At 40.4% G+C, this 20,703-nt stretch carries 18 protein-coding genes; 14 read left to right on the top strand and 4 right to left on the bottom strand.

The window, feature by feature from the left end; all coding sequences use genetic code 11:
• Positions 1–2: 2 nt before the first annotated feature.
• Both ACFSBH_RS04515 and hxlA read left to right on the top strand, forming a co-directional pair.
• Positions 3–953 carry a sugar kinase gene (locus ACFSBH_RS04515; RefSeq protein ID WP_379596244.1) on the top strand — a complete coding sequence of 317 codons (951 nt, stop codon included), beginning with the start codon at positions 3–5 and terminating at the stop codon, positions 951–953.
• Positions 950–1,567 (top strand): 3-hexulose-6-phosphate synthase, encoded by a 618-nt coding sequence (gene hxlA, locus ACFSBH_RS04520; protein ID WP_251512675.1) that lies wholly within the window; start codon positions 950–952, stop codon positions 1,565–1,567. The genes ACFSBH_RS04515 and hxlA overlap by 4 nt, the downstream gene beginning before the upstream one ends.
• Positions 1,568–1,671: 104 nt before the next feature.
• Here the strand turns inward: hxlA and ACFSBH_RS04525 are convergent, their stop codons facing one another.
• Together ACFSBH_RS04525 and ACFSBH_RS04530 are read right to left on the bottom strand one after the other, a co-directional pair.
• Positions 1,672–1,938, bottom strand: coding sequence for a YciI family protein (locus tag ACFSBH_RS04525; protein ID WP_379596246.1), 267 nt, complete (start codon positions 1,936–1,938; stop codon positions 1,672–1,674).
• 57 nt (positions 1,939–1,995) lie between these two features.
• On the bottom strand, positions 1,996–2,844 hold the full coding sequence (locus ACFSBH_RS04530) for a pyridoxamine kinase (RefSeq protein ID WP_251512670.1): 849 nt from the start codon (positions 2,842–2,844) through the stop codon (positions 1,996–1,998).
• A 201-nt stretch (positions 2,845–3,045) separates the two neighbouring features.
• Here ACFSBH_RS04530 and ACFSBH_RS04535 point away from each other — a divergent pair, with 201 nt between their 5' ends.
• Positions 3,046–3,582: an ECF transporter S component gene (locus tag ACFSBH_RS04535; RefSeq protein ID WP_251512667.1), complete on the top strand. Its 537-nt coding sequence runs from the start codon at positions 3,046–3,048 to the stop codon at positions 3,580–3,582.
• Positions 3,583–3,773: 191 nt separating this feature from the next.
• On the opposite strand, the gene ACFSBH_RS04540 is transcribed toward ACFSBH_RS04535, so the two are convergent.
• Entirely contained in the window at positions 3,774–4,064 is a 291-nt protein-coding gene (locus ACFSBH_RS04540) for a hypothetical protein (protein WP_379596249.1), read from the bottom strand.
• A 638-nt stretch (positions 4,065–4,702) separates the two neighbouring features.
• Between ACFSBH_RS04540 and ACFSBH_RS04545 the strand changes: the two genes are divergently transcribed.
• From ACFSBH_RS04545 to ACFSBH_RS04590, 10 genes are all read left to right on the top strand, one after another.
• Entirely contained in the window at positions 4,703–6,163 is a 1,461-nt protein-coding gene (locus tag ACFSBH_RS04545) for an MFS transporter (RefSeq protein WP_379596251.1), read from the top strand.
• 180 nt (positions 6,164–6,343) lie between these two features.
• Positions 6,344–8,044 carry a PucR family transcriptional regulator gene (locus ACFSBH_RS04550; RefSeq protein ID WP_379596253.1) on the top strand — a complete coding sequence of 567 codons (1,701 nt, stop codon included), beginning with the start codon at positions 6,344–6,346 and terminating at the stop codon, positions 8,042–8,044.
• Positions 8,045–8,285: 241 nt separating this feature from the next.
• Positions 8,286–9,482, top strand: a complete 1,197-nt coding sequence (locus ACFSBH_RS04555; protein ID WP_251512658.1) for a M24 family metallopeptidase — start codon at positions 8,286–8,288, stop codon at positions 9,480–9,482.
• Between the two features lie 27 nt (positions 9,483–9,509).
• The gene (locus tag ACFSBH_RS04560; RefSeq protein ID WP_251512656.1) at positions 9,510–10,703 is read left to right on the top strand and encodes a M20 metallopeptidase family protein; all 1,194 of its coding nucleotides are present in this window, start codon (positions 9,510–9,512) and stop codon (positions 10,701–10,703) included.
• Positions 10,704–10,736: 33 nt separating this feature from the next.
• The gene (locus ACFSBH_RS04565; RefSeq protein WP_251512654.1) at positions 10,737–12,188 is read left to right on the top strand and encodes an aldehyde dehydrogenase family protein; all 1,452 of its coding nucleotides are present in this window, start codon (positions 10,737–10,739) and stop codon (positions 12,186–12,188) included.
• Between the two features lie 95 nt (positions 12,189–12,283).
• Positions 12,284–13,621, top strand: coding sequence for an aminotransferase family protein (locus ACFSBH_RS04570; RefSeq protein WP_251512652.1), 1,338 nt, complete (start codon positions 12,284–12,286; stop codon positions 13,619–13,621).
• A 321-nt stretch (positions 13,622–13,942) separates the two neighbouring features.
• Entirely contained in the window at positions 13,943–14,215 is a 273-nt protein-coding gene (locus ACFSBH_RS04575) for a (2Fe-2S)-binding protein (RefSeq protein WP_251512650.1), read from the top strand.
• Positions 14,208–14,588 (top strand): (2Fe-2S)-binding protein, encoded by a 381-nt coding sequence (locus ACFSBH_RS04580; RefSeq protein WP_379596257.1) that lies wholly within the window; start codon positions 14,208–14,210, stop codon positions 14,586–14,588. Before ACFSBH_RS04575 ends, ACFSBH_RS04580 begins: the two co-directional genes overlap by 8 nt.
• Entirely contained in the window at positions 14,588–15,832 is a 1,245-nt protein-coding gene (locus tag ACFSBH_RS04585; protein WP_379596259.1) for an NAD(P)/FAD-dependent oxidoreductase, read from the top strand. Before ACFSBH_RS04580 ends, ACFSBH_RS04585 begins: the two co-directional genes overlap by 1 nt.
• A 65-nt stretch (positions 15,833–15,897) precedes the next feature.
• Positions 15,898–17,082 carry an NAD(P)/FAD-dependent oxidoreductase gene (locus tag ACFSBH_RS04590; protein ID WP_251512644.1) on the top strand — a complete coding sequence of 395 codons (1,185 nt, stop codon included), beginning with the start codon at positions 15,898–15,900 and terminating at the stop codon, positions 17,080–17,082.
• A gap of 508 nt (positions 17,083–17,590) precedes the next feature.
• Here ACFSBH_RS04590 and ACFSBH_RS04595 read toward each other — a convergent pair.
• Entirely contained in the window at positions 17,591–18,460 is an 870-nt protein-coding gene (locus ACFSBH_RS04595; protein ID WP_251514573.1) for a YitT family protein, read from the bottom strand.
• Between the two features lie 450 nt (positions 18,461–18,910).
• Here ACFSBH_RS04595 and ACFSBH_RS04600 point away from each other — a divergent pair, with 450 nt between their 5' ends.
• Positions 18,911–20,491: an esterase/lipase family protein gene (locus tag ACFSBH_RS04600; RefSeq protein ID WP_379596262.1), complete on the top strand. Its 1,581-nt coding sequence runs from the start codon at positions 18,911–18,913 to the stop codon at positions 20,489–20,491.
• The last annotated feature ends 212 nt before the right edge of the window (positions 20,492–20,703 follow it).

Below are 20,703 nucleotides of genomic sequence, written 5' to 3' on the forward strand. Positions count from 1 at the left end.
ATATGAATGATATTATAACAATAGGTGAAGCGATGATTGCCTTCAGTCCCCAATCCAATGGGCCGATGAGATTTGTAAACGGATTTGAAAAGAAAATTGGTGGCGCAGAACTGAATCTCGCTATCGGTTGTGCTCGGCTTGGTTTGAAAACTGGTTATATCAGCCGATTGGGCAATGATGAATTCGGAAAATACATTTATAATTTTGCCCGTGGTGAAGGAATTGATATGTCGCATACTGAGTTTGTCGACGGATACCCAACTTCCTTGAACTTTAAGGAGATTATGGCGGACGGCAATGTCCGGACATTTTATTATCGTGATAAGTCTCCTACATTAACATTAACGCCTGAAGATCTGGATGAAGCATATTTTAAAGATGCAAAAATACTTCACCTTACAGGCATCTATCCGGCTATTGGTGATATTCACATCGAAGTGATGGAGAAGGCGATTGAACTCGCGAAAAAACATAATCTACTTGTTTCCTTTGACCCGAATATTCGTTTGAAGATGTGGACGAAAGAAGAAGCAAGGAAAGTTTTATCATCCATCTTACCTAAAGTGGATATACTGCTTGCTGGTGCCGAAGAAATGGATACCATCATTGGTGAGAAGGATCCGAATGTAATCATTGAAAAGGCGAAATCGATGGGCATCTCTTTTATCGCTGTGAAACAAGGCAGTGAAGGCTCTGTCGGGCACTACAATGGTGAAACCATTGATGCAAAACCGGTGAAAGCTAATAAAGTCGTCGACACGGTAGGTGCAGGAGATGGATTCAATGCGGGTGTCCTTTATGGAATTTTAAATGACTGGCCGCTTGGAAAGACGCTCCATTTCGGTAATACGATTGGCTCAATGGTTGTGAGTGTTGTAGGAGATAACGAGGGACTCCCGTATTATGAAGAAGTACAAGAAAAACTCGGCGAGATTGAGAGGATCGAACGATGAAGCTGCAACTAGCATTGGACAGGCTCTCGTGGGATCGTTGTTTCCAATTAATCGAAGAGGTGAGCGAAAGCATTGACATCATTGAAGTAGGAACTGGTGTCATTAAAGAATATGGTATGGCAATTGTGAGGGAGATTCATAACCGATATCCGAACCATGAAATTTTAGCAGATATGAAGACTTGTGATGCTGGTAAACATGAAGCAAAACAGGCTTTCTCTGCTGGAGCGGATATTACTACTGTTATGGCATTTTCAGCTGATTTGACTATTAAAGACACACTTGAAGTTGCTGAGGAGTCAGGCGGCGAAATTATGATTGATTTACTTGAAGTCGATTCAAGGAATCGCATGGAAGAGCTATCGAAAGTGGGTGTTCAATTAGTCAGCCTGCATCTAGGAAAAGACAGGCAGCAACAGGAAGGTTTTCAAACTGATTTATTTTCCCTTGTAAAAGGATTAGACCTCAAAATTGCAGTGGCCGGTGGCGTGAACTTGGAGTCACTTCCTCGAATCATTCAAGAGAAGCCGGATATTGTAATTGTAGGCAGTGCCATTACAGGTGCGGATAATCCGAAAGAAGTAGCACGGCAAATGAAGAACATGATATCTTGAGCTGTTTGAAAGTTTTTTGATTCATGTCAAAGTTATTTACAGTTTTACTACCCAAGTGAGGGAGCTCAGCATCCCTCACTTGGGTAGTTATTTTAGTAGAACGATTATTTCCCAGTCGTCATATTCCACTTATGTAAGGAAAGCTCCCGTGCTTCATGGACGATATACGGATCATTCTCTGCCATTTCTTTAGCTTCCTTAAAGTTATCAGCAATATAAATAACCAACCCGCCTGTTCCATCTTCCAATGGACCTCTAGCAAAAATCTTTCCCTGTTCTTCTAACTCTTCCAAGTAAGATAAATGATAGGGTCTAAACGTTTGGCTCAATTCAAGGTCTTTCATTTTTAAAAACGCTGCGAAGTAAGACATATGATTCCCTCCGTTACTAGATTCATTTCTTAGTTTTAAGATTAACATAATTCCGTATTACAACAACATCCCCAAATACTTTTCAAAATTAATTCCTTCGATTTCAGGGACGCTTTCCACCGAAGAATCATGAATAGCTTCAGTGAGGAATTTTACTGCAAGCTGGACTGCATCTTTCAGGTTTTCCCCACGCATCATACTTCCCATAATGACGGATGCAAATAAATCACCAGTACCAGAATAGCTCTTCCCGTTATATTCCATACCTTGGTAAAAGGCGTTGTTTTTATCAATATAAAGATTTCCAATGGACTGCTTGTCACCAGGAAGCGCAGGGGGATTCACGCCGGTGATAATCACTTCAGCTCCGGTTGCTTGGCGCAGATGTTTACCTGTTTCTTCCAGTGCTTTCATGTAATCTTCTGCACTTGAGTAGTTCTGCAGTTTTTCAAAGGAAAGCCCCGATAATAGGCAGCATTCGGTTACATTTGGTGTAATGACGTCTGCTTGCTTCACCAGGTCCTTCATTCTCTCCAGCAGGCCGTCGCTAAATATATCATAAACTTCTCCGTCATCTCCCATGACTGGATCTACGAGTAAACGTGTTTCTTCTTTATAAAAGGTGTCCAAGAAATGGAATATATTATTGATCTGCTCCCCGCCTGTTACGAAGCCAGTGAATATTCCATCAAAGGTTACCTCGAGCTTATTCCATTCTTCCGTAAATTGATTCATTTTGGATGTGAAATCTTCCCAGAAATAACTAGGATAACCCGTTTGTGCAGAAAGAACCGCTGTTGGCAATGGACATGCTTGCACTCCCATAACGGAAAGAACAGGTATCGCAGCTGTTAATGAGCATTTTCCAAAGGATGATAAGTCTTGTATGACAGCAACTTTTTTCATAGTAACCTCCATTAGGCGAACAATTGAAACTTTTCCTATTTTACCATTTGCAGGCCAGATTGTCATGAACCCGGGGTGGCCTTTCAATAAATATATGCCAATCTAAACTGACCCCATTAAAAATTCATAAATTGACACTTTGGATTATGCCAATTCTTTGCTAAAGTAATAAGAAAATTCTACTTGGGAAGGAATATCGAGATGGAGCAGACACCAAATTATGCGAAGCAACGAATGAAAACACAAGATTTAATACTTACCTCTATGTTAGTCGCACTTATTTTTATTGCTACTTTTATTAATATCAGACTACCGATTGCTGCAAATGGCGGGCTTGTACATTTAGGAACAGCGATGCTCTTTATCGCTTCCATACTCTTTGGTCCGAAAAAAGGAGCCATTGCCGGAGCGATTGGAATGGGATTATTTGATTTGTTAGGTGGATGGGTAATCTGGACACCAATTACGATTGTGGCACGTGGATTGCAGGGCTATATTATCGGAAAAATTGCTTGGGCTAATGGTAGAAAAGGGAACAGTTTTGCCTTCAACCTGACTGCGATGCTCGTATCCACTCCAGTAATGATCGCTGTATATTATCTAGGTGAAGTAATCCTTTATGGCAACTGGATAACACCGTTAGCATCCATCCCTGGAGATATCACATCAAGTGTGATTGGAATTCTTGTTGCACTGCCACTTTGTGCAACCTTGAAGAAAGTTTCTTATTTTAAGTAGATAAATCGAGGTAGGGACAGGCCATTTCTGTCATCGAATAGACGATGACAGAAATGGCCTGTCCTTTATTTTTCCATTGATGTTTTATCCAACAATGAACATAAAAAGACTGCCTGCACATAGACAGACAGTCATTATCTTTTATATAAAGGGGGAGTCATCTAACATAAAATTTAACTTTCGAGCCACTATCATTCCTCTGAATCTGTCGGCTCTTCTGTTTCTAATTCATCTTCCGTTTCAGCGTTTGGATCCTCAGCATCACCTGGTTCAGATCCTGGCTCTGAACCAGTAGCAGGTTCCTCTTCTTCCATTTCTGTGTCTGTTCCCGGATCCGTTTCCCCTGTACTTGGGGTCGTTTCCGACTCAGCTGGTGGGGTCTCCATCATGTCTTCTTGGTCTTCCGCTTCTCCTGAGCAAGCAGCTAACGTCAATGCGATACCAACAGAAAGTACACCGGTAAGAACATGTTTGATCTTCATCTATGGACCTCCTTAACATTTGACTTCCCTTATAGAATAACTGAAATATGTAAGAAAACTGTGGAGTTCTCATAACAAACCAATATCATTATGATGTCAAAGGAAAAAATGATGGTAGCTAACAAAACGTTGAGGTAATCTGCTTATTCAAAGAATTGGCAAAAACAATTTAACAATCGCTTCATCTTATTGTAAAAAACATTAGATTTTTATGAATCTTATAACGGGTTGCAATGTCTAGGGCAAGCTATTTAGTACGGTACACTTCGTAACTACCAGACTAGATATAAATATTCATCGACGTTGTAAATGCAATATGAAGTGGAGGGAATCATTTTTAAATCTCTAGTTAGATTGTCTAAAAGGTAGAAAATATTCTTCATACAATTTGTGCATTGTTTAGTTTTTTAACTACTGTTAATATAGTGAAAACACAGTAAAGTGAAATCTTGATACGAAATGAAATTCACTTGTCAGAAATGAATTATCAAGTTCGAACCATATAATGAAAGCGCTTATATGGGGTGGTCTATCTTTTCTATTTAACTATTATTATCTATGAGTCACATAACAAATAATTAGTACGGCAGATTTCAAATTGTTATTCCCTATACTTAGATGAAGTTGGAGGAAAAAATATGAGTAACTTAAAAAAAGACGATATTATTGTTGTAGACAGGAAGGCTGCTAAACAGACGGTTTTCGTTACATCACTTGGTAATGCCATGGAATGGTTTGACTTTGGTCTATATGCGTATTTGGCTGTTACGATTGGTAAAGTGTTCTTTCCTGAGATCGATCCTGCTTATCAATTGATTTATGCATTTGCTACATTTGCCATTGCATTTATTGCACGTCCAGTTGGAGGTTTGGTGTTTGGGATGTTGGGGGATCGGATTGGTAGAAAGAAAATCCTTTCGCTTACACTAATTATGATGGCAGCGTCTACCGTGTTTATTGGTCTTATTCCAAGCTATTCTACTATAGGTGTTGCAGCTCCTATTTTGTTGCTGTTTGCCAGATTAATTCAAGGGTTCTCAACCGGAGGAGAATATGCAGGTGCTATGACTTACATAGCCGAGTCGACGCCGGATAAAAGACGTGGTTTTTTAGCAAGTGGTTTAGAAGTTGGAACACTCGTGGGTTTTACTTCTAGTGCTGCATTAGTTACATTGTTGACTTACATCCTCGGTCCTGAAAAAATGGTGGAATGGGGATGGCGGCTGCCATTCTTAATTGCTGGGCCGTTGGGAGTTATTGGTTTCTATATGCGCTCCCGCTTATCGGAAACGCCTGCATTTATGGCATTGGAAGAAGCGAAGGAAGAAGATCGGCATCGTGCTTCGCTTAAAGAAATATTAACGAATCATTGGAAGCCACTGCTAATTTGTTTAGGAGTAGTCTTCTTCTATAATACAGCGCTCTATATGGTCCTTACCTATATGCCATCCTATTTAACTGAAGAACTTGGCTACGGTGAAACAAAGGGATTGGTTTATTCACTTCTAGTGATGATTTCGATTATTCCTATCATCTTAATAATGGGTCATTGGAGCGATCGCATTGGTCGCAACAAAATTGTGATCGGGGCTTTAATCGGAAACATTATCCTTGGAATACCAGCATTTATGATGATGGGTTCAGGTAATGGTCTCATTGTTTTCTCTGGATTGTTCATCCTTGGTATCATGCTCGCAGCTTTCCAAGGTGTTCTACCTGCAACATTGCCGTCGCTATTTTTTACCAAAGTACGTTATGGTTCACTTGCAATTACGTATAATATTTCTACCTCATTATTTGGTGGGACAACCCCGCTTATTATAGCTTGGCTGGTAAGTATGACAGACAATAGTATGATTCCTGCATATTATTTGATAGCTGCCTGTATAGTCGGTCTTATAGTAGTCAGTCTCTTTGTAAAGGAAACAGCCGGCAGATCGTTGCGCGGTTCTGCACCAACTATTGAAGATCAGAGCGAAGTTGATGAGATACTGAAAAATCCAGTTCAAGCTCTTTGGTGGAAGGAAGAAGAACCAGCGGAGATGCATATAGAAGCTCCGTACACCCAAAACTCTCCTGCAAAAACGAACATTAAATAAAGAAGTAAAACACCTTATAAATCTATAAGTTATAAGGTGTTTTACATTTTATTAGCAAAGATGTTTATAACCAATTGGGATTCTTGTATGATGGAAGTGTATCTCAATCATTTCGTGTGTGTTTATTTGGTCGTTCCAGAATATAATCTATTGGTGACATTTGAGAGGAGAGATTGTGAAATGTTGCATGTCCGTGATATTATCGAACTCCCCCTTTTGAAAACGTCTACATTAAAGACAGGTAAAGCTGTATTAAATAATAAAATGGTGGAATGGGTTTCGGTTATAGAATACCCTGTTGAAAATTTTGTAAGAGAAAATGAATTTGTACTCACGACAGGAATTGGCTGTCACGAGGATATTGATATTTTATTAGAGTTTGTGAAAGATGTATATGATTCAGGGGCATCTGCATTGGCGATTGCCACAGGACGCTATATATTTGAGATACCTGATGAAATCATTCGATTCGCAGAAGAGCGAAACTTTATTATCATAGAATTGCCATGGGAAATCCGCTTTGCTGATATCATCCAAGAAGTAATGAGGGAATTAAATCAAATTCAGCAGCTCGATCTAAAGCGTTCAAATGGTATTCCACAAAAATTGATTCAAATGATTTTAGATGGGAAAGACTTAAGGCAAATTTCAAGTTATGTCGAACAAGAGCTGAATCTTCCTATTTTAGTTTTAAACAAGAAAGGAAAACCGGTTGCTGGCAGTGCGGATCAGTCCAAGGTCTTTGCGATAAGGAATCAATTTAAAAAGCAAATCAAACAGGAAGGATCGAATCATCCGCTGCAGTCTAAAATTAGAGTGATAACAGATAAAGAATACAACTTGTATCACCTTTCGATTCAAACAAATGGGGAACATGAAGGGGAAATTTGCGTTTTATCTGATGTAAACGATCCGTTAAATCAGGAAAAGATTCATATAATAGAACACGCAACGATGGCTTCTGCATTATGGTTTACCCGAAATAATGTCGCTACAGAAGCTGAGATGCACTTGCAAAATGAATTTCTGTTAAAAGTGATTAAGGATGAGAATTTGTCCGAGGAATATAAAACGACGAAAGCCGAGCAATTTCAATGTAATTTAGAACTACCTTACGAATGTATTGTAGGGTATCCAGAGAATTTAGATACATTAATGGAAAAAGATTATAATAGAAATTTAAATAATGAGAATGAACTGGAGCAGATGATCAGCTATCTAAAAGAAGAATTGATTTATGCGGCAGAAGCTGTTAAACATCAAATGCTATTTGCTTATGAAGATGACCTTATCATCATCTTTTTAGAAGTAACGAAAGAATCCACCACTGATTCCGTTAATCATTTTTTAGATTTGATTGAACGTAGATTACATCATTTCTTTCCTGGTTTGACCTTTTCGTGGGGAATTGGAAAACATAGAGAAGGTATTGGAGAGTTTCCTAAAAGTTTCAAAAAAGCAAAAGCGGCATTGGATATGGGAAGGAATCAAATTGGAATAGGTAAACGGCTAAAATTTGATGAAATGCGTATGAATCGGTTATTGCTTAATTTGGCGATAAATGAAGAAGTGCAAGAAATAATCGCGGGTCCGCTCTTACCATTAATACAATATGATGAAAAACGGGATATGGATTTAATTCATACATTCAAAGGATACAACCGCAATAGCGGAAATGTAAGTCAAACTGCACGAGAACTCAATCTTCACCGTCAGTCTCTCTTATATCGGTTAAGGAAGATTGAATCACTGACAGGACTATCACTCGTTAATCCAGATGATCTCTTTCTGTTGGATTTTAGTATTCGGGTCTGGTCGACAGGTGTCATTAAGAGAGAACAAATTGAGAAATCAAGCCCTTCACCTATAAATGGGCTTTAATACAAATATATAGATTAAAAGCTACAGGCACTCTGTTCGGCAGAGTGCCTGATTTTATTTTATCAGCATTTTCATGAGGTAAATCTGTATAAAGAACAATATAAATCAAACTGTATGAAAATATTTTATAAAATTCATACAAATTATCGAATGTATTATTGGAGTATTCCTTCTATAATTAAGTTAGGGAATCATCACAATCTTATAAAATAATATTTACATCAGAAAGAGAGGGAACATGATGTTGCCATTCAGTTTGAAAGAGTATAAAAAACGACTAGATCAAACAAAGAAAAGTATGCAGGAAAAAGGGATTGAAGTTTTAATCGTGACTAACCCTTCCAATATGAATTACCTTTCTGGATTTAACTGCTGGTCATTTTATGTAGATCAGATGCTAGTTGTGATGGTCGATGAGGATCAGCCGATATGGATAGGCAGACAAATGGATGCGAATGCTGCTAAAGCTACTACCTGGCTTTATCATGAAAATATTATCCCTTACCCAGAAGATTATGTGCAATCAAAAACAAAGCATCCTAGCGAATTTGCTGCTCAAATTTTAACGCAAATTGGTCAATCCAACCGGTCCATTGGAATTGAAATGAATTCTTACTTTTTTTCTATAAAATCATACGAATGTCTAAAAAGAAATCTTCCTAATGCGACATTCTCTGATGCTAGTTTACTAGTCAACTATGTACGTATTATCAAATCCGACCAAGAAATTGAATACATGAAGAAAGCAGCAAAAATTGTAGAAATCGGCATGCAAACTGCTGTGAATTCCATCCAGGAGGGTGTTAGAGAGTGTGATGCCGTCGGCGATATTTATCGGGATTTAGTCCGGGGGACGGATGATTTCGGCGGAGACTACCCAGCGATTGTACCTATGCTTCCTTCTGGAAGAAATACATCTACGCCACATATCACTTGGACGGATAGGAAATATACAAATAATCAAATGGTCATTATTGAAATTGCCGGATGCCACCAACGCTATCATGCACCGCTGGCCCGTACTGTATCACTTGGAATGCCAAGTGAGGAAGCATTGGATGTATCCAAGGTTGTGGTTGAGGGATTAAATGCAGCCCTTGATGTGGTCAAACCAGGTGTTACTTGTGAAGAGATCGAATTTGCCTGGTCAAAAATCATCTCACAGCATGGACTGGTCAAAGAATCAAGAGTTGGTTATTCCGTCGGTTTAAGTTATCCACCTGATTGGGGTGAACATACAGCAAGTATCCGTAAAGGAGACCTCACTGTTTTAGAGCCGAATATGACATTCCATTTAATACCGGGCCTATGGTTTGAGGATTATGGAATTGAAATAAGTGAAACGTTCAGAGTGACAGAAACGGGCTGTGAAGTGCTTACGAATTTTCCAAGAGAGTTGATTATAAAAGATGATACCATCTCCACGTTAATTATATAGGCGTTGGCAGGCAGGGGGGAGTACCTAATGATGGTAACGAATGAACTTATTGGAGAAGTGATGGCAATTGAAGGTCAGCTTGTGAGCTGGAGGAGACATCTTCATCAATACCCAGAATTAAGCTTTCAGGAATATCAAACGGCAGATTTTGTTGCTGAAAAATTGAAGGAGATAGAAGGAGTTTCTGTTCAAGAACATATTGCAAATACTGGAATCGTAGCAACCATTTCTGCTGGTGAAGGGAAAACAGTGGCGATTCGTGCTGATATGGATGCTTTGCCGATTATGGAAAAAAATCAACATAGTTTTGTATCAAAAAATCCCGGTGTGATGCACGCATGTGGCCATGACGCCCATACAGCAATTTTACTTGGAACAGCGAAAATACTAGCGGAAAAGGCTAGAGAAGGATTATTCCAAGGGACGATAAAACTAATTTTCCAGCCTGCGGAAGAAGCGACGGACCATGAAGGTTTATCTGGAGCACCCCGCATGATTCAGGAGGGGGTATTGGAAAACGTCGAATCGATTATTGCTCTTCACATGTGTCCTTGGGAACCTGTAGGGACCATCCAAATGAATGATGGCTATAGTATGGCAAATGTCGATGTTTTCCATGGAAAAATAAAAGCGACAGGAGGGCATAGTGGATATCCGCATTTGGGAACGGATCCGATTTGGATGCTAGGCTCCTTTTTGCAAGCGTTTTACGGAATCATCTCCAAGAAAATATCTGCACTGGATACAGCTGTTGCAAGCATTGGTCAAATCCAGACGGGAACTGCCAGCAATATCATTCCTGAAGAAGTATCGATCACAGGTACATTGAGAAGTTACTCACCTGAAGTCAGAGATCAGCTCGCCAAAGAGGTGGAGCAAGCATTTAAAGTGGTGGAGCCTTTCGGAGGCTCCTATACATTCGTTGTAGAACGAGGTGAACCAGCTTTAAATAATGATCGCGAAGTGAATGAAGTGATAAGAAATGCTGCCACAGAACTGTACCCAGAGCTAAAGATTGTGCAAAAACCATTTGGTCTTGGTGGTGAAGATTTTGGATATATGACAAGACAAATACCAGGAGCCATGTTCTTTCTTGGATGTGCTATGCAGGATGGAATCTCACGTGACTTGCATACAAATACGTTTGATATTGACGAGCGCTGTCTTCCGATGGGCGTATCCATTCTTGCAGCATCTGCTCTAAGATTATTGAAGCAGTAATCTTTTAATCATTTTTCAGGAAGGTGTGATGTTATGAAAACCGAAGTGCTCCACACGAAAATGTTTCTTGCAGGTGAATGGGTCAGTAAAGACGAATCGATTGCAGTTTGGAACCCGCAAGACGATTCATTTATAACCAGTGTTCCCGCAGCATCGGAGGAAGATGTGTTATACGCCATCGAACAAGCGAAAGAAGGGGCTGAAATTGCTGCTGCGATGCCGGTCCACGAAAGGGTCAGCATCTTAAACGAGGCTGCTAATTATATTAAAAAGAATAGTGAAAAGTATGCGGAAACTATTGCATTGGAAGGTAGTAAGACCATTGTTCAAGCCAGATCTGAAGTGGAACGCTGTATCCAAACATTGCAGATATCAGCTGAAGAGGCAAGGCGTATCCATGGAGAAACCATTCCTTTCGATCAAAGAGAAGGCAGTGAAGATCGCCTGGGCTATTATTATCGTTTTCCAATTGGAATCATTGCCGCCATTACACCTTTTAATGACCCACTCAACTTAGTTGCCCATAAAATCGGTCCCGCTATAGCGTCAGGAAATGCCATTATCGTCAAGCCGGCAACTGTTACGCCGCTTAGCGCTCTGCTATTAGCGGAAGCATTTGAAGCTGCAGGTTTACCGGCCAAAGTGCTCTCGGTTATTACAGGGCATGGTGGAGAAATAGGCGATATGCTAGTCACTCATCCGGCGATTCGAATGGTTTCCTTTACAGGTGGCCTAGAAACAGGAGAAGAGATTGCACATAAAGCAGGATTGAAAAAGATAAGCATGGAGCTGGGATCCAACTCACCTGTCATCGTTTTAAAGGATACCGATGTTCAAGAGGCAGTAGAATCAACGGTATCGGGAGCTTTTTATGCCACGGGTCAAAACTGTCTTGGAGTCCAACGGATTTATATTGAACAGGAAATCTATGATGAATTCTGCTCCGAGTTCATTGTCCAGACTAATCAATATCGTGTGGGAGATAAGATGCTGGAAACGACAGATATGGGTCCGATGATTAACGAAAAGGAAGCGATGAGAGTAGAGCGATGGGTGAATGAAGCAGTTGATAAAGGTGCAAATCTCTTAATTGGAGGCAAGCGGGAAGGAGCATTTTATTATCCAACTGTTTTAACGGATGTTCCGGCAGATTGCAAAATTGCAAAGCAGGAAATATTTGGTCCGGTTGTACTACTATATGCCGTGGATGATTTTTCTACTGCGATCCAACAATCGAATGACGTTGACTATGGCCTGCAAGCGGGAATTTTCACAAGAGATATCGAAAAAGCATTTGAAGCCATCGAGAAAATGAATGTTGGTGGAATCATGATCAACGATAGTAGTGATTATCGGATTGACGGTATGCCATTTGGTGGTGTCAAAGGATCTGGACTGGGAAGAGAAGGTGTGAAATATGCCATCCAGGAGATGACAGAGCCAAAGGTCGTAAGTTTTAAGCTGAATTATAGAAAATCTATGTAATCCTATGCAGCAACACCTTTAACTAGGCTATTAATCAGGAAATCCAATAGCTTAATAGCTGAAAAAATATAATAATACCTGGAGGGAAAATGAATATGTTATTAAGAGAAACGGAAAGCTTACAAAAGCAATATGAAGAATTGGCTGAACTGGATAAGAAGCATTTCTTTCATCCATCCACCTCATTCAAACAACAACAGGCAGATGGGCCAGGGTTTATTTTTACAGAAGGAAAAGGAATCTATTTAAAAGATATAAGAGGAAGAGAAGTCATTGATAGTCTGTCTTCTTTATGGAATGTTAACATCGGACATGGAAGAGAGGAGCTTGCAGTTGCGGCAATGGAGCAAATGAAAAAATTGGCTTACAGCTCCACATTCGCAACGAATAGCCATGAACCAGTCATTCGTTTAGCAGCAAAAATCGCCGAAATGACTCCTGGAGATCTCAACTACACATTTTTCACTTGTGGTGGCTCAGAATCGAATGACACGGCATTTAAAACGGCACGTTACTACTGGAAAATGAAAGGCTATGAAAAGAAAACAAAAATCATCTCTCGCGGAAAATCTTATCATGGAGTATCCCTTGGTGCTTCACCTGCGACTGAGTTGTTCCCGTTCAGAGATTTCCCAGGGCTATCTCAAGAACACCTCTATGTAGATTCATCGATTGACGCACTGAAGGAATTAATCGAACGTGAAGGTGCCGAAACCATTGCAGCCATTATTTCTGAACCAGTTCAAGGTTCTGGCGGGGTGAACCTGCCACCATCAGAAGACTTCTTTAAAGAAGTTCGTGAGATTTGCGATCAAAACGATATTTTATTCATTGCAGACGAGGTCATCAATGGTTTCTATAGAACCGGTACAACTTTTGGTATCGACAACTTTGGTGTAGTGCCTGATATGTTGGTGTTTGCGAAAGGTGTGACTAGCGGTTATGCTCCGCTTGGAGGGGTAGTATTTACTGATAGACTTAAAGAAGAGTTGACAGAGCTGACAGAGGGCAACTTCTACCATGGATATACGTACAGCGGTCATAATACTGCCTGCGCAGTCGCTCTTAAAAACTTGGAACTCATTGAACAGGAAAAATTAAATGAAAATGTAAACCAAATGGGTGCTGAATTACTGAAAGGATTCAAATATCTAGAGCAAACTCATGATGAAATCGGCAATATTCGTCAAATTGGTTTACTCGGTGCCATTGAAATTTTCAAAGATAGAGATACAAAAACAACATTTGAAGAACCGCTTGCACCTAAGGTAGTAGAGGAAGCTCTGAAGCATAATATGATCGGCCGGGCAATCATTTATGAAGGTCAAGATACCATCGCATTTGCACCACCATTCTGTATTACAAAAGATGAAGTAGAGAAAATGATTTCGATTATCGATACTTCCTTAACGGCAGTGAAAAAAGGATTATAATGGAATGTAGAGGCAGATTCACTTCTGCCACTATTACGAAATAACGCCATCTATCCTATTGTTAATTCTGAAATATAATGTCAAACTAGGACTGGTGAGTGTCCATCACTAGTCCTAGTTTTTCGTGAATGAAAGGTGCACTTTTGTTGATGATTTTGACCATTAATTATCGTGGATATGGGGTGGAAAACTTTACCTGTATCCCGTCATGTCGCATTTTATAGTAAAAAAACTATTAAACGATATTTTTGCTATATTTTCAAAGAATTTGGTGATAGAATACAAGTGATAAACAAACTTTTAACAGCAAGGGGGCTTACAATGAAAGACACAATTGTTTGTAGATGTGAGGAAGTAACATTACAAGAGTTAGAAGAAACAGCAAGAAAATACAACAGTTCAGCACGTGAACTCAAGTTGCTGACAAGAGCCGGGATGGGCTTTTGTGGTGGGCGTACATGCCGTCAAGCTGTTGACAAGGTATTAACTGATATAACAGGGGAAGATCCTACAAATGAGCTTCCATTAAAGGTCGCTCCTCCAGTGAGACCACTTTCATTGACAGATTTAGGAGGCCTGGCAAAAGATGAATAATAGAATAGTAGACCATCCGGTGTTAGGTCAAATTGATCAAAAACGAAAGGTAACATTCCAATTTGATGGTAAAACGTATGAAGGATTTGAAAACGATACCATTGCATCGGCTCTTTTAGCTCATGGAATTCGTACATTACGTAAGCATGAGGAAACTGGTAATCCTCGTGGCATCTATTGCAATATCGGCCATTGTTTTGAATGCCGGGTAACGGTTGATGGGGAAGATAATGTGCGGGCATGTTTAACTCCTATCCAGGAGAATATGGTTGTTGAAAGCGGGCAGGTTCAGCCTCATCCATTAGACCCTTCTAAGGAAGGCGTGAAGCCAAGAACATACGCGGAGTACAAAGAGCAGGAGGGACAGAAGTAATGCAACAATTAGATGTTGTTATTATTGGGGCTGGGCCTGCAGGGTTAGCGGCTGCCATCCAATGCAGAGAAAATGATTTAGATGTCGTCGTATTAGATGAATTTCCGAAAGCTGGAGGCCGTCTTCTTGGACAGCTCCATCAAGAGCCGAGTGGTGAATGGTGGAACGGAATTGAAGAGAGCAAGGCGTTACAGACAAAAGCGGAAAGTCTGAATACAGACATTCGTTTAGGTTATTCCGTCTATCATATAGAAAAATTAGAAGAGCAATTTGTTGTACATACAAAGCAACAAAAATTTGTCACTAAGAATGTACTTATCGCAACAGGTGCTGCAGAGTCACCAGCTCCTATTCCTGGCTGGACATTACCGGGTGTCATGTCGATTGGTGCTGCACAAGTAATGACAAACGTTCATCGTGTAAAAGTTGGTGAAAAGGGAATTGTCGTTGGTGTGAACGTATTATCTGCAGCGATTGCAAGAGAGTTGCAGCTTGCCGGGGTAGATCTTCATAGTATGGCTCTGCCAACTCGTAATGTCGTTTCAGAAGATCAAGCACATCCGCGCCTTGTGATGGAGCGCTTGTCACGAATTGCACACTTGGCACCATCGAAGTTTATTCAATTCGGAAGCAGATTTGCAAAATGGAAATGGGTTCAAGATTTAGTCGTGCAATACTATCCTAAAAGTGGTATCAAGATGTGGGGTATGCCAATCTATTTGAATAAAGCAATTAAACAAATCAATGGTACAGACAAAGTTGAATCCGTTACCATGGTTGATGTCACGATGCATGGGGACATCATCGGAAATTCTGAAGAGGAAATTCCGGTCGATTTTGTTTGTATAGCTGGCGGATTGTATCCTTTAGCAGAACTTGCAGGAGTGGTCGGCTGTCCATTCATTTATTCAGAGGAACTTGGTGGTCATGTGCCAGTTCATAATGAAAAAATGGAGACACCGGTAGCTGGAATTTATGTCGCGGGGAATATTACTGGAATTGAAAGTTCGAAAGTTGCCCGTGAACAAGGAAAAGTTGCCGGTCTGGCTATCGTCAACAAAGAAAAGAATAGTTCTGAGATTACTGGTAAATTACAAACAGCTATCAGCGAAGTGAAAGCAACTCGGGATGCAGCAAGTATCCAATTCCACCCGCATATTCCAGAAGGCCGTGCGAAAGTATCCGCAGCATATGATGATTTGGTAAAAGCACAAGAAGTGGAGAAAGAATTGGAATACGTATAATTAACGGAGATAGTTTAGGGTAGCTTTTAAATTGTTTTTTAATTATAGGTTGGGGGTTATGATGTATGCCTACAAAAAATTATGAAGTTGCCATTATTGGCGGCGGAATTGTCGGCTGTTCAGTAGCTTATTATCTTGCTGAATCAGGATTGGACTGTATTCTGATCGAGAAAAATGATATTGCAAGCGGTACAAGTTCCCGTTGTGATGGTAACGTATCCATCGTTGATAAGGATCCCGGATTCGACAGCCATATGTCTTGGGTAAGCCAAGAATTGATTGAAGACTTGGCCAAAAAGTTAGATCGACCATTTGAATATAGAAGATCTGGTAGTATTCTAGTTTGTGATAATGATGATGAAATGCAGGCTGCTGTTGACTGGGTTAAAACACAAACGGAAAACGGTTTGAAGTTTAACGTGTTGGATCAGCAAGATATCCGTAATGAATCACCATTTTTCGCACATGACATCCCAGGCGGATTGGAATGTGAAACAGACTCTTTAATTAACCCGTATATGTTCTGCTATGCGTTAATCGATAAAGCAGAGAGAGATTATGGATTAGCCGTAAAAACACAAGCTGAAGTGAAGCATATTTCAAAGGACGATGCGGACTTTACTATCCAAACAACAAATGGAAATGTACGTGCGAAAAAAGTCGTTAACGCAGCTGGTGTTTGGGCACCATTCATCGGAAAAATGCTCGATGTGGATATTCCGATCATTCCGAGAAAAGGACATATTCTTGTCGGAGCGAGACAAGAGCCCGTCATGATGCGAAATGTCATGGAATTTGGTTACCTTATGAATAAATTTGGCCGTGAACGTATCGCTGATGAGCGTACTGCTAAACACGGTGTTGCTCTCGTTTTGGAGCCGACAGAAAGCCAAAACTTCCTGCTTGGAAGCAGCCGTCAATTTGTTGGCTATGATCCAACGATTGACATTAATGTGGTTGAAACGATGGCAAGACGTGCACTCCGATTTTATCCGAAGATGAATGATTTCAAAATCATTCGTGCGTACACTGGTTTCCGACCGTATACGGAGGACCATTTACCAATTGTTTCAGCTGTCGACGAAGTTCCAGGATTTTACATCGCAGCAGGACATGAAGGGGACGGAATCAGCTTAGCGACTGGTACAGGTAAACTGATGGAAGAGATCATCAATGAAAAATCTGAAACGATTATGCCAACAGAACCGTTGAGCTTTAACCGATTCAAGAAAGATAAAGTATATGCTTAAGTGATTATGAGAGTGAGAAAACCTGAAGAGAACTTCTCTTCAGGTTTTTGATTGGGGGCGTGGTATACGTTTTAATAATTGCTGCTCTCTTGTCTATTTTGCTATCGTACAGTATTCGTTCGTGACAATAGAAGCTCTCTATTGTACATTACACTCCCATACTAGCTTGATTCGTGTCAATAGAACCTCTCTATTGTCCGTTTTACCACGATATCAGCTTGCTTCGTGACCATAGGACGGCTCTCTAGTACGTTTTACTACCGAATCAACATGCTTCATGACAATAGAGGCTCTCTCTTGTACGTTTTGATACCATATCAGCCTGTTTCGTGACCATAGGACGGCTCTCTAGTAAGTTTTATCTCCGATTCAGCATGCATCATGACAATAGAAGCACTCTCTTGTATGATTCACCACTATAATCTCTTGTTTCGCCCTAAGAGATCAGCGCAAGTGTACACTTCACCACATAAAAAAGACTGGCAAAAAACCAGTCTTTCTCCCAAACTTACGCCATCTTCTTCTTAAACAACTTACCCTTAACTTCATTCACCGTACTCACTGAAACAAATGCATGCTCATCGACGTCATCGATTAAATCTCGTAGTTTGGATTCTTCTAATATCGATACAACGACATAAATGACTTTCAATTGTTCACCGGAATGGCCGCCTTCTGCATTCAAGTAGGTAACTGTTTTGCCAAGCTCCTCAACGATGGCATTTCCCATTTCATCGGCTTGATCAGTGATAATGTGGAAGGCACTCAGTTCATTGAATCCATCGACAACCGTATCCATCACTTTTGCGGCGATGATATAAGCGACGACAGAATACATTGCAGCTTCTCCGCCGAATACAAAGCCGCCGATTGTGAAAACAATGACATTGAATGCCATAATAAAATCACTAACGTTAAACGGAAATTTACCTGCAAGCACAACACCTAGAATTTCTGAACCATCCATTGCCGCCCCATAACGGATGACGATGCCAAGTCCGATCCCAAGCATGCCTCCTCCAAAAATCGTAGCTAAAAGCATTTCGTCGGTAAAAGTAGGGATATCTCGGAATATTGCTGTTGAAATGGATAGAATGATGATTCCATACAAGCTGAAAATCGTAAACTTTTTCCCCATCAATTTATAAGCGAAAAATAAAAACGGAATATTAAACAGAATGAGGAAGAGGGATAGATTACCGTCCGTTAAGCTGGAGACGATGATAGAGACCCCCGTCACTCCTCCATCCATGAAGGAATTTGGAATGAGGAATCCTTCAAGTCCAAGGGCGTAAATTACTGCGCCAAGTGTGATTAAGAAAAGTCGTAGAATAATACGAGTGAAAATTTGTTGTTTTGTCAGTTTTGACTGTGCCATCATGTACCTTCCTTTTTATAGATTTTTCAACTTTCTAATTCTATCATAGTTGGAGATTTTTGGTGACGCATATGGCGGAATCTGTAAGGTTAAGGTAGATGAAGTCTCGGCATATATTTATGTTTTTAAACATGAAGGTTGTTTGTTTATGTCCTTTTAGACCTTTATTTAGTAGATGAATTGTTCTTCATTGTTTCATAACTCTGATAGACCCGGTTGAATATGCCTAGCTAACTTGCTTCATTTAGTAGTTTCGTTTCTCTTTATTCATTTCTGTATGTATTATACTAGAGTTTGAATTTGCTAAATTTTTACTTATCAATAAAAATATTTAGCATTTCTGCGCAGCGTAGACCCCTCATTCTTTATCCTATTCCTCTTAGCTGTCCTTCCTTTGTTAACACCAAGTGTCATGGTGTTCACATAAAATTAATAATAGGAGAGTGAAAAATGAAAAGACTAAATCGTTTCCTGGCAGTTTGTTTCCTTGGCATTTTGACAGCTGGAATACACCTTGGATGCACACAAACAGTATCTGCACAGGAGGAAGTGCCGCCACCTGTCTTGGTAGAAGATTCATCGTCGAATACCGTTTCTGGAAAAGGAGGGAACGGAAATGATGAAACCCCTGGTGAATGGTATCGTGGAGAAACTCCTGACAATCTGATTGCAGATGCCCCTGTTTTATTATTTGTCCCTGGTTTAAATAATGTGGCCCAAATCTTCTGGGAAAATAATGATATGTATGAGACGGCCTATCAAGCCGGGTATCAAACGGCATTTATCCAGCTTCATGATGCGGGCGGCGAGTCGGCCGATATGTGGAATAATGGAAGTTTGTTAGCTTCTAAGATTCGAGAAATCTCCAACGCTTTTAACGGGAAACAGATTACCGTTGTAGCCTACAGTAAAGGTGGAGTCGATACGCAGACGGCTCTAACGTATTATGATGCAGGACCCTACGTAGAAAATGTCATCACACTTTCCAGTCCACATCACGGTTCGGAGCTTGCTGATCTTGCCTATAGTGGTGGAGCGGGTTGGCTTGCTGAGTTGATCGGAATGCAGGGGGAAGGAACAGCTTCCATGCAGACAGCGTATATGGCGGATTTTCGAGCGCAGACGGATGCAAACGGAAATGCTTATCAACATAATTATTATACAATCGGTGGGACAAATTGGGGAACGCCTTTCTCTGCCAATTGGTTTGGCGGAGTGTATTTATCCAGTTATGGTCCAAACGATGGAGTTGTCACGGTGGCAAGTAGTAATTTGCCTGGTGGACAGGAATTAAGAATCGGCGATTGGAACCACACATCCGTCCGTTCAGGGGCAACTTTTCCTGTTTTCAGAGATTATTTGAGCGGACATCAACTCGTCACAACAAATAACTCAACACCAATAGGTGAAGAGAAGAATTTTCCTATGCCGAAAACGAATCACTGGGTCGATGGAGGGCCGTTAACTGAACAAGATGAGATTTCTGTATATGTCGAGGAGGACGTGGACTCCTTGGGACTTCAGATATTGACTGCAGAGTCGCTCACGGAAGTGGAATTGCTTTCTCCAACAGGGGAAAAAGTGGATGCGTCAGTTAAAGAGGTGCAGATGGAAGAAGGAATCTTCAAGGGTGCGAGTAGATATGTTATAAAGGTACCATCTCCTGTAAGTGGTGAATGGAAAATCAAGACGCTATCCCCTGCAGAAGAAAATGCATATTTGCTCGTAGCTGATTATCAAAGTGATCACTTGTTGTCAGCGGAAAAGGGAAATATGTTGCTCGGGAATAATCTTGTATTACTTCATGCTGAATCTTCTAAGATTGACCAGGATAGTCTCGTAGCGACCTACCATGTCATCGAAACGAACAATCCGAAAAATCATACACAATGGCAGGCAACAGGCCGTGACGCACTCTCGCAATCTCTTCAACTAGATGAAAAAGACGGCACTTATACAATTACGATTGATATCGAAGGAAAAACAAAAGCAGGAAATATTTTTAAACGTTCGGTGATTTATTCTCAGTGAGCAATATAACGAGAAGTATCCTAATACTAAATTAGTGTGAGTAACTATAGAATTGTGGGATACTCCACGTATATTTTGCTTAAGTAGCTATTCTTTCATGCCCCCCCATCTGGGGGGGATAGTCATTTTATTCAAATTCTTCCTATACGATTAGTGAAACTTCTAATAATATCCTTCTATCATTCCGTGCCTTAAACTTTAATTAAGTATCT

Origin of the sequence: Oceanobacillus luteolus (assembly GCF_042678205.1) — a bacterium.
Taxonomy (GTDB): domain Bacteria; phylum Bacillota; class Bacilli; order Bacillales; family Amphibacillaceae; genus Oceanobacillus; species Oceanobacillus luteolus.